Raw genomic sequence first — 7,123 nt, 5'->3', positions numbered from 1 at the left:
GCGCATGTTCTGTCGCTTCAAAGACTGGCGACGCATCGCCACCCGCTTCGATCGCAACCTCAAAAACTTCATGGGAGCCATCTGCATCGCCGCTGCCGTCATCTGGTGGCTGTAGTGAGTCCGGACCCTAATTTGCTTGGGTGTCGCGATTCGATCCTTTGTTTCTTCCTCTTGCGTCGATAGCAAATCAAACATCGATGTCTGAAGCGACTGAGGACGAATTTCGTATAGCTCCTCTTCCCAAGATTCCGTCCCGAATATCTGAGATAGCTTTGCGCGCTTGGCCTGATCAACGCCTTTTATATTATGTGCTAGCTGTTGAACCACGGCTTTCCGGGGGAAAAGATGCCAAACATCTACACGTTTTGTCTGAGCTAATATCTCTAGCGTCGACCAATCAACGCTCATTCCATACGGATCTAGAAAAACTACACCGCGCTGACGGCCGGCGTTTAAACCTCCACGCCAAGGCGGAGAAGTAAATAGCATATTCAGTGCAGCATTCGCTTCGCCGGTCTGTACGGTGATTTTACGGTCAAACTCGGTGATCAGCGAGCGCAGAACTTTTGCTCGACCCTGATGCTGTTCGGTGAACCAGTAGTGGCTGAACGGCGGGTCAATCTTAAGGGCCTTTCGAGCACTTCCATCGAGTATTATTTCGACTTGCTCAATAGGGCTATCTTCAAACATATCCCCCAGTTGCATCTCGGCATGCCGATCGCCTGTCCCAGCGAAAGCATCAATATACCAAGTTTCAAACCCCTGATTCTTAAGGGCATTCTGGTAAAAATGGAGATACTCAGTGAGGGCTTTAAGCTTAATCTCTGTCCAGATGCCACCGAACCGATGAGCTACCCGCTTTTTTGGAGTCAATGTTATTCCCTCCAACAAGAGTATTCGATCATACTTGAAAAAACTACACGCTCCAATGAAAATGTTCTGGCATTGTTCCTTAGGGAATCCCCCTTGACATCGTAACGCTGATCTGGTACAAATCAAGAACATCGCGAGCTGCAGGCGTCTGACCTGCGGCTCGCGTTTTCGTTTCAGCAGATCGGGATCATCCACATGGACAAGATCGGGACGGCGCTGGCGCCGCTCGTGGGGCACGTCGTGCGCCCGGAGAAGAACGGCAAGACCAAGATCATCCGCGTCGAGAGTCAGGCGCGCTGGACGGACAAGAGCGAGCGCATGTTCCTGGAGACGCTGGCGGGCACCTGTAACGTGCGGCTGGCGGCGGCGACCTGCGGCTTCTCGACCGTGACCGTCTACAAGCGGCGGGCGCGCTATCCGGGCTTTGCGGCGCTCTGGGCCGAGGCGATCGAGCAGGGTTATGCGCGGATCGAGGCGATGCTGGTCGAGCGGGCGACGGACAGCGTGGTGCGCGTCGAGCTGGACGGCGACTGGGAGCCGGAGGGGCCGCCGCTCTCCAATGCCGAGATGATGAACCAGCTGAAGCTGCATCGCGCCGCCGTGCGCGGGGGGCGGCCGCAAAATTATGGCTGGGCGAGCAAGCCGCCGGACATGGACGAGGTGCGCAAGGGGATCCTGCGCAAGATCGAGGCGATTGCGCGGCATGATGAGCGCGAGGCGGCGCGGAAGGCGCGGCGGGAGGCGCGGGCGGCGGAGAAGATGGCGGGGGAGGGTGGGGCCTAGGCAGGGGCCGCTCGCTCTGAAGGGGAGGGGCTAAAGGCAGCTTTTGCTCCGCCGAATTTGGCCACGCGGCCTCGGCTCTCTCCCAACAATCTCAGGAGACATATCATGACCTTGATCCGCGAGTTTTTCGTCGAGCGGCTGGAGCAGCGGCCCGAGCTTGAAGAGCGGGTGATGCGCGCGCTGACTCCGAAGGAGCGGGACGGGTGGACGGCGGACTGGCCGGAATGGGCGCATCCGGGGCAGCTGGCGCCGGCGGGCGACTGGCGGACCTGGGTGCTGATGGCGGGGCGGGGCTTTGGCAAGACGCGGGCGGGGGCGCAGTGGGTGGATGCGCTGGTGCGCGTGGCGGCGGTCTCGGGCGAGGGGCCGGTGCGGATCGCACTGGTGGCGGCGACCGATGTCGAGGCGCGGCGGGTGATGATCGAGGGGGCGAGCGGGCTGCTGGGCGTGCCGGCGCACAAGAACGAGCGGCCGGTGTTCGAGCCGAGCCGGGGGCGGCTGGTCTGGCCCGGCGGATCGGAAGCGACGCTCTATTCCGGCGCCAATCCGGAGGCGCTGCGCGGGCCGGAGCATCATTATGCTTGGTGCGACGAACTGGCCAAATGGCGGCACCCGCAGGCGACATGGGACAATCTGCAGCTCGGCCTGCGCGCCGGGGCGCATCCGCGCGCGCTGGTGACGACGACGCCGCGGGCGGGATCGGCGGTGCTCAAGGGGCTGCTGCGCGCGGAGGGGACGGTGCTGACGGAGGGGGCGAGCCGGCTCAACCCGCATGTGCCGGACGCCTGGCTGGAGGCGATGGAGGACGCCTATCTCGGCACGGCGCAGGGGCGGCAGGAGCTGGAGGGCGAGTTGATCGACGATGTGGCGGGGACATTGTGGCCGGCGGCCCTGATCGAGGCGAGCCGGGGCGCGATGCCGGCGCGCGCGCGGCTGGTGCGCGTGGTGATCGGCGTCGATCCGCCGGCGAGCGCGCAGGGGACATGCGGCATCGTGGCGTGCGGGATCGATGCGGACGATGTCGCTCATGTGCTGGCGGACCATTCGCGCGCGGGGCTCTCGCCGGAGGGCTGGGCGCGGGCGGTGGCGGCGGCGGTCGAGAGGCATGAGGCGGACCGGGTGGTGGCGGAGAGCAACCAGGGCGGCGACATGGTGCGCGCGGTGCTGGCGGGGGCGGGCGTGCGGCTGGGCGTGCGGCTGGCGACGGCGCTGGACGGGAAGGTGGCGCGGGCGGAGCCGGTGGCGGCGCTGTTCGAGTGCGGACAGGCGCGGCTGGCCGGGCGCTTCCCGGCGCTGGAGGCGGAGCTGGCGGGGATGATCGCCGGCGGGCGCTACGAAGGGCCGGGGCGATCGCCGGACCGGGCGGACGCGATGGTCTGGGCGATGACGGCGCTGGTGCTGGGGGCGGGCGGGGAGCCCAGAATTTGGAAGTCTGACTAGCCCCTCCCTTTCAAGGGAGGGCGCATCAGGTAAACAGCGCGGGGCGCTGTTTACCTGATGCGGGGTGGGTGTCGCGCAGCGATCAGCGAAGGTGCGGCACCACCCCAACCCCTCCTCTGAAGAGGAGGGGCTATAAGATTGGCTCAGTGCGGCTTTTCCGCGCCGTTCGGATAGTCGATGGGCTTGGGCGTGCGGAAGTCGTTGGCGGCGGGCGGGTCGCTGGAGGGGAAGGATTCGTCGGACGCCTGATCGAGCGCGTCCCAGTCCTCGCCGGTCTCGTCGCGGATATTGTCCGGCCCGGCATCGCGGGTCTGGACGGGCGAGGCGGGATGCGCGCCGGTGCCGGCGAAGGCGGCGGCGGGGGCTTCCGCTGACGCGGCGCGGTCTTTCAGAAATTTCCAGATCAGCGCGCCGGCGCCGGCAAGGCCCGCGACGAGGCCGAAGGCGACGGCGGCTTTGGCGGAGCCGGATGCGGACTTGAAGGTGCTGGCCATGTGAGATGTCCTCCCATATTGAATGCACTGGACGGAGAACGACCGGATAAGGGGAATCGTTCCGCGCGGGATGGCCGCTTTTCCTTGACTTTTGCGCGCGAATCCGCTTTTGGGCGGCGCTTCAATCCCTTGCAGGGGTCGGGCTGTTGGCAGTGGCCCTTATTCGCTGCCTGGTCTGGGGTCCCGTAAGACGGCCCCTTAACGAACGAAGGACAGACACATGCGTCATAAGGTTGGCGGCCGCAAGCTGCAGCGTACTGCGGGTCACCGCACCGCGATGTTCCGCAACATGGCGGCCTCGCTCATCAAGCACGAGCAGATCAAGACCACGCTCCCCAAGGCGAAGGAGCTGCGTCCCTATGTCGAGAAGCTGATCACGCTGGCGAAGCGCGGCGGCCTCTCCAATCGCCGTCTGGCCCATGCCCGCCTGCTCGACGACACGCAGCTGACCAAGCTGTTCGACGTGCTGGCCGAGCGCTATGCGACCCGCGAAGGCGGCTATACCCGCATCATCAAGGCCGGCATCCGCGCCTCGGACGCGGTGCAGATGGCGATCATCGAGCTGGTCGACCGCGACGAGAGCGCCAAGGGCCAGGACTCCGGCCCGGTGCAGACTGCCGACGAGGACGAGCTGGAAGCGGCCTGATCCCTGCCGGATCGCCGAACGAAGGACCCGCCGGTTTCGGCGGGTTTTTCTTTGGGCGTGGCGACGAGGCGGGCGTTTCAAATCCTCCACAAGCTTGCGCTGGGTGGTGGAAGGGAAATGGCGTGGGCTTTCCGCCTTGGAAGGTGAAGGGAGTCACGTGCCTCCCTTCAGCTCCGCCAGCCTCGCTGGTCCCCGTGTCGGGGAGGAATTGCGCGGTTCATCTCCGCTAAAGGCAAAAGCGCACACAAAGGCCGCACCCTCGCCAAGGGAGCGCTGCCCATGATTCGCAAGACCCTGCTTGCCCTCGCTGCCTGTTCCGTCATCGCCGTCGCCGCTATTCCCGGCGAAGCGAGCCTGCGCGATCGCATCCGCGAGCGCATGGCCAAGCGCATGGGCGAGCAGATCAAGGCCGACCAGACGACCGACGGCCGAGACATGGCCTATGGCGCGGACCCGCTCCAGACGCTGGCCTTCTGGTCGCCTGCCGCGAAAAGCGCCGGCCCCGCGCCGCTCGTCCTCTTCGTCCATGGCGGCGGGTGGAAGCGCGGCGACAAGAGCAATGGCACCGGCAAGGCCAAGATCGCGCATTATCGCGCGCAGGGCTATGCCGTCGCCTCGGTCAATTACCGCCTCGTGCCCGACGCCACGGTCGAGCAACAGGCATCCGACGTCGCCAGCGCGCTTGCCTATGTGAAAGCGCATGCCACCGATCTCGGCATCGATCCCGCGCGCATCGTGCTCATGGGCCACAGCGCCGGCGCGCATCTGGTCGCCCTGGTCGGCACCGATCCGCGCTATCTGCAAGCCGCGGGCCTCAGCGAGCGCGACGTGGCGGGCATCGTCCCGATCGACGGCGCCGCCTATGACGTGCCGAAGCAGATGCGCATCGGCGCGCGCATCATGGGCGAGACCTACGAACAGGCGTTCGGAACCGACCCCGGCCGCCAGCGCGCCATCTCGCCGACGCTTCAGGCGGCTGCGCCCAATGCGCCCGCCTTCCTCATCATCCATGTCCAGCGCAAGGACGGCATCGAGCAGTCGCGGGGCCTTGCCGATGCGCTGCGCAAGGCCGGCACCAGCGTCCAGATCAACGATTTCGAAGGCCGGGGGCTGCAGGGCCATATGGACATCAACCGCAAGCTCGGCCTGCCCGATTATCCCGCGACCCCCGTGGTCGATGCCTGGCTGAAGACGCGCCTCGGGGCCTGAGCGTCGGGGCCTGAGCGCCGCGACACCTCACTCGAAATAGGCGGTGCAGCGCACCTCGATGCTGGCCCGGATTTTCGTGTCCGGCAGGCTGGTGTCGTGAAAGGCGGTGTGCGGGCAGCGCCAGGTCACGTCATGATCGCTGTCGAAGAATTTGAACAGCAGCACGTCGTCCGCGCTCATGTTCGAGAAATACCACCAGCGATGCTCCGGCCGGTAGCGGAAGATCGACGCCGCGATCATCTGGTCCTCGCCCTCGACCGGCGCGGTGAGCGCATCGCCCTCCGGGAAGCTGTCGACCACGAACAGCGTGTTGCTGGCCAGCTCGTCGCCCACGATCGAGCGGCCGTCCATCACGGCCAGCGGCCAGTCTTGCGGTCCCGGCAGGAAGCTGCGCCAGAAGGAGAAGCAGATGTGCCGCTTGAAGCCGGGGCCGTCCGGCCGCCGCTGGCGATAGCCGCGCTCGCCGACCATCATGCCGGTGCGCGGATTATAGTCGATATGCGCTTCGCCGGCCGGGGGCTGGATGCCGCCGACATGCTGATAATTCTCGACTTTCTCCTTCGCCCGCGCCGTGAGGTCGGCGCTGGTGCGGATCATCCAGCCTTGCGCCACGACGAAGCTGGCGCCGGTCATCGCCTTCACCACCTCTTCTACCTCGGCGTTGTAGGCCTGATTGACCGTCTCGCGATCGTCGAAATCGGTTACGGCAGAGCGATGCTTGCCGATCGTGAAGCCGTGCGTATCGAGCGTGAAATGGTCGCGGATCGGCATGCCGTCGCGGATCCGGACGGGATGATCGACATACTCTCCCGTGTTGATCTCCGCGCCCTGCATCACATAGCGGCGCGTCACGAAATCGCCGTCGCCCAGATAGCGCACCAGCGCGGGCGCCTCGCGCATCCCGTTCTCCAGTTCTTCCGCCGTTTGCACCAGGGTCGCCATCGACAATCATCCTCGCCTGTCCGCGGAGCCAGTCGCTCCGCTCAGACGATTTATACAAACGTATAACGCAGTGCAAGGCGTTCTTTTACATTTGCATAAACGGCATCGTCCGGTCATGCCGACCCCATGGGGAAGGACGAGACGACGCGGCCGGATGAAACCAGGACGAGACTGTTGCAGGCCGCCGAGCGCATCCTGCTGGAGCAAGGCGTCCACGCGCTCACCGTCCGCCATGTCGGTCATGTGTCCGGCCTCAACGGCACGCTCGTCACTTATCATTTCGGCGGCGTGCGCAGTCTGCTGAGCGAACTCGCGCACCGCAATCTCGCGCTGATGGCTGCGGATTGGTCCGTCCTTCCCGGTCACGGCATGACGCTGGACGAGATTCTGACGGCCTGGCTGCATCCGCTGCTGCGCCCCGCCGCGTTCAATCCACAGGGACGCGCCCTCATCGTGCTCGATGAAATCGCCGCGCATGGCGCGGCCGAGCTCAGCGAGGACGTGATGGCGCATATGGTCGCGACCGGCCAGACCGTGCAACAGGCGCTCGCGCCGCATCTGCCGCACCTTGATGAGCAGACCCTGCGCGCCCGGCTGCGCTTCATTGCCGGCGCAGCGCTCGGCCCGCCCCCGCGCCTGCCCGAATCCGGCGCGTCGCTCGGCGATCTTGCCAGTTTCGATCAGTTCTTCGCCTTCGCCAGGGCGGCGCTCACACAATGAGCCGCAAGCGCATTCG

General features: G+C 65.4%; 7 protein-coding genes and 2 pseudogenes. 6 read left to right on the top strand and 3 right to left on the bottom strand.

The window, feature by feature from the left end:
* Window positions 1-115, top strand: a pseudogene (locus KM135_RS19885) (IS5/IS1182 family transposase); the annotation flags it as partial.
* 20 nt (window positions 116-135) lie between these two features.
* On the opposite strand, the pseudogene tcmP reads toward KM135_RS19885, so the two are convergent.
* Window positions 136-1,005: pseudogene (tcmP, locus tag KM135_RS17915) on the bottom strand (three-Cys-motif partner protein TcmP); the annotation flags it as partial.
* A gap of 63 nt (window positions 1,006-1,068) precedes the next feature.
* Here tcmP and KM135_RS17910 point away from each other — a divergent pair.
* Window positions 1,069-1,656: a hypothetical protein gene (locus KM135_RS17910; protein ID WP_221715435.1), complete on the top strand. Its 588-nt coding sequence runs from the start codon at window positions 1,069-1,071 to the stop codon at window positions 1,654-1,656.
* 105 nt (window positions 1,657-1,761) lie between these two features.
* Window positions 1,762-3,096, top strand: a complete 1,335-nt coding sequence (locus KM135_RS17905; RefSeq protein ID WP_221715434.1) for a DNA-packaging protein — start codon at window positions 1,762-1,764, stop codon at window positions 3,094-3,096.
* Between the two features lie 143 nt (window positions 3,097-3,239).
* On the opposite strand, the gene KM135_RS17900 is transcribed toward KM135_RS17905, so the two are convergent.
* Window positions 3,240-3,590, bottom strand: a complete 351-nt coding sequence (locus KM135_RS17900) for a hypothetical protein (RefSeq protein WP_221715433.1) — start codon at window positions 3,588-3,590, stop codon at window positions 3,240-3,242.
* Window positions 3,591-3,810: 220 nt separating this feature from the next.
* Between KM135_RS17900 and rplQ the strand changes: the two genes are divergently transcribed.
* Window positions 3,811-4,236: a 50S ribosomal protein L17 gene (gene rplQ / locus KM135_RS17895; protein ID WP_221715432.1), complete on the top strand. Its 426-nt coding sequence runs from the start codon at window positions 3,811-3,813 to the stop codon at window positions 4,234-4,236.
* A gap of 378 nt (window positions 4,237-4,614) precedes the next feature.
* On the top strand, window positions 4,615-5,445 hold the full coding sequence (locus tag KM135_RS17890) for an alpha/beta hydrolase (RefSeq protein ID WP_221715447.1): 831 nt from the start codon (window positions 4,615-4,617) through the stop codon (window positions 5,443-5,445).
* Between the two features lie 27 nt (window positions 5,446-5,472).
* Here the strand turns inward: KM135_RS17890 and KM135_RS17885 are convergent, their stop codons facing one another.
* Window positions 5,473-6,387 carry a CmcJ/NvfI family oxidoreductase gene (locus KM135_RS17885; RefSeq protein WP_221715431.1) on the bottom strand — a complete coding sequence of 305 codons (915 nt, stop codon included), beginning with the start codon at window positions 6,385-6,387 and terminating at the stop codon, window positions 5,473-5,475.
* A 126-nt stretch (window positions 6,388-6,513) separates the two neighbouring features.
* Between KM135_RS17885 and KM135_RS17880 the strand changes: the two genes are divergently transcribed.
* Window positions 6,514-7,107, top strand: a complete 594-nt coding sequence (locus KM135_RS17880; protein WP_221715430.1) for a TetR/AcrR family transcriptional regulator — start codon at window positions 6,514-6,516, stop codon at window positions 7,105-7,107.
* Window positions 7,108-7,123 lie beyond the last annotated feature (16 nt).

Source organism: Sphingobium xanthum (genome assembly GCF_019737615.1).
In the GTDB taxonomy this organism is placed as follows: Bacteria; Pseudomonadota; Alphaproteobacteria; order Sphingomonadales; family Sphingomonadaceae; genus Sphingobium; species Sphingobium xanthum.
The sequence above is the reverse complement of the archived record's forward strand: the minus strand, read 5'-3'. Positions and strand labels throughout refer to the sequence as shown.

What these genes read in the sequence shown, in the direction of transcription:
- KM135_RS17910 (WP_221715435.1), top strand. Translation starts at nt 1,069, where the DNA reads ATGGACAAGATCGGGACGGCGCTGGCGCCGCTCGTGGGGCACGTCGTG.
- KM135_RS17890 (WP_221715447.1), top strand. Translation starts at nt 4,615, where the DNA reads ATGGCCAAGCGCATGGGCGAGCAGATCAAGGCCGACCAGACGACCGAC.
- rplQ (WP_221715432.1), top strand. Translation starts at nt 3,811, where the DNA reads ATGCGTCATAAGGTTGGCGGCCGCAAGCTGCAGCGTACTGCGGGTCAC.
- KM135_RS17900 (WP_221715433.1), bottom strand. Translation starts at nt 3,590, where the DNA reads ATGGCCAGCACCTTCAAGTCCGCATCCGGCTCCGCCAAAGCCGCCGTC.
- KM135_RS17885 (WP_221715431.1), bottom strand. Translation starts at nt 6,387, where the DNA reads ATGGCGACCCTGGTGCAAACGGCGGAAGAACTGGAGAACGGGATGCGC.
- KM135_RS17905 (WP_221715434.1), top strand. Translation starts at nt 1,762, where the DNA reads ATGACCTTGATCCGCGAGTTTTTCGTCGAGCGGCTGGAGCAGCGGCCC.
- KM135_RS17880 (WP_221715430.1), top strand. Translation starts at nt 6,514, where the DNA reads ATGGGGAAGGACGAGACGACGCGGCCGGATGAAACCAGGACGAGACTG.